Raw genomic sequence first — 1,960 nt, forward strand, 5'->3', positions numbered from 1 at the left:
GCTCTTTTTATAGTTCCGAAGGAACAAATTATATTGTAGAGCTGGACTTCAGTCCAGTTTGAATAAAGAATATTTGAAATTATGGAAATCAAATTCATATCGATATAAAATAACAAACCCGACAGGTTTTAAAAACCTGTCGGGTTTACTTTTAAATTCTAATTAAGATTCAGAACCTTTGTCCCTTTGAACCTCTGAGTCTTTGAACCTTATCTAACCACAATTGACAATCTTGGATCATCAAAAGTATTTACTTCATCCATTGTTAAACCTAGTGCGTTTGCAACACCTTCTCCGTATGCAGGATCGGCTTTGTAGCAGTTTCTGATGTGACGAATCTGGATAAACTTTTGAGCTCCTCCAACTTGTGCAGCAGTATTTTTAAACAATAATTGTTTTTTCTCTGAAGTTAGTAAGTTGAATAATAATCCTGGCTGAGTGAAATAATCGTTATCGTCATCTCTAAAATTATGTGCCCAGGCATCACCATGAAGTTTTAATGGTGGTTCTTTAAATTCTGGCTGTTCTTGCATTTCACCAAAACTATTTGGTTCATAATGTTTTTTAGATCCGTTATTTCCGTCAACACGCATTGCCCCGTCTCTATGGAAAGTATTATATGGGCATCTTGCTGAATTTACCGGAATTTGGAAGTTGTTTACTCCTAAACGATATCTGTGTGCATCTCCGTAAGAGAACAAACGCGCTTGCAGCATTTTATCTGGTGAGAAACTAATTCCCGGAACAACATGCGCCGGATTAAATGCAGCCTGCTCTACTTCTGCAAAATAATTTTCAGGGTTTTTGTTTAATTCGAATTCTCCAACTGGAATCAATGGGAAATCTTTTTTCAACCAAACTTTAGTCAAATCAAACGGATGAAAACGATAATTTTCAGCTTGTTCTTCGGTCATGATTTGAACGAATAATTTCCATTTTGGGAAGTTTCCTTCTTCAATAGCATCAAATAAATCTCTTTGATGGCTTTCTCGGTCTCCTCCTACTAATTTAGCTGCTTCTTCATCAGAAAGGTTATCAATTCCCTGTTGTGTTACAAAATGAAATTTCACGTAATGTCTTTCATTTTGTTTATTAATAAAACTAAATGTATGACTACCAAATCCGTGCATTTGTCTGTATGATCTAGGAATTCCTCTGTCACTCATTACAATTGTAACCTGGTGTAAAGCTTCTGGTAATAATGTCCAAAAATCCCAATTGTTATCAGCACTTCTCAGGTTGGTTTTTGGGTCACGTTTTACGGCGTGGTTTAAGTCTGGAAATTTCATTGGATCTCTAAAAAAGAATACCGGAGTATTGTTTCCAACTAAATCCCAGTTTCCTTCATTCGTATAAAATTTCAAAGCAAAACCACGAATATCTCTTTCGGCATCAGCAGCACCTCTTTCCCCTGCAACAGTAGAAAAACGAGCAAACATTTCTGTTTTTTTACCAATTTCCGAAAACAAATCGGCTCTTGTGTATTTTGTAATATCGTGAGTTACCGTAAAAGTTCCGTAAGCGCCAGATCCTTTTGCATGCATACGACGTTCCGGGATTACCTCTCGATCAAAATGTGCCATTTTTTCTAAGAACCAAAAATCTTGTAATAAAACGGGGCCTCGCGGACCTGCTGTTTGAATATTTTGGTTATCTGGAACTGGAGTTCCTGTAGCAGTTGTTAATTTTTTGTTTGATTCCATATCGCTGATTTTTAATGTTTTATCAAATATACAAACTAATCTCTACGATATTCATAAACAAAATTGATTGTTATTATATTTTAATAATCAAAAATTATTTAACGTTGCAGAAAGCTCAAAAAAGGGTTTTGACAAATCTTAACTTATGGTCAACAAAGTAATAACAAAACCTTAACAGCATAAGATTGATATATGTCGGACATTTGTAATGTAATAAACTGGTTATTTATTATTTTGGTTTTGGTTAGTTAAATGAT

The 1,960-nt window shown here is 34.8% G+C and carries 1 protein-coding gene; it reads right to left on the reverse strand.

What is annotated here, in order from left to right:
* Positions 1-209: 209 nt before the first annotated feature.
* Positions 210-1,703 carry a catalase gene (locus tag ACODSB_RS23945; RefSeq protein WP_488938885.1) on the reverse strand — a complete coding sequence of 498 codons (1,494 nt, stop codon included), beginning with the start codon at positions 1,701-1,703 and terminating at the stop codon, positions 210-212.
* Positions 1,704-1,960 lie beyond the last annotated feature (257 nt).

The organism is Flavobacterium sp. FG68 (assembly GCF_057808895.1).

Coding starts and splice junctions, on each gene's coding strand:
- ACODSB_RS23945 (WP_488938885.1), bottom strand. CDS start 1,703: ATGGAATCAAACAAAAAATTAACAACTGCTACAGGAACTCCAGTTCCA.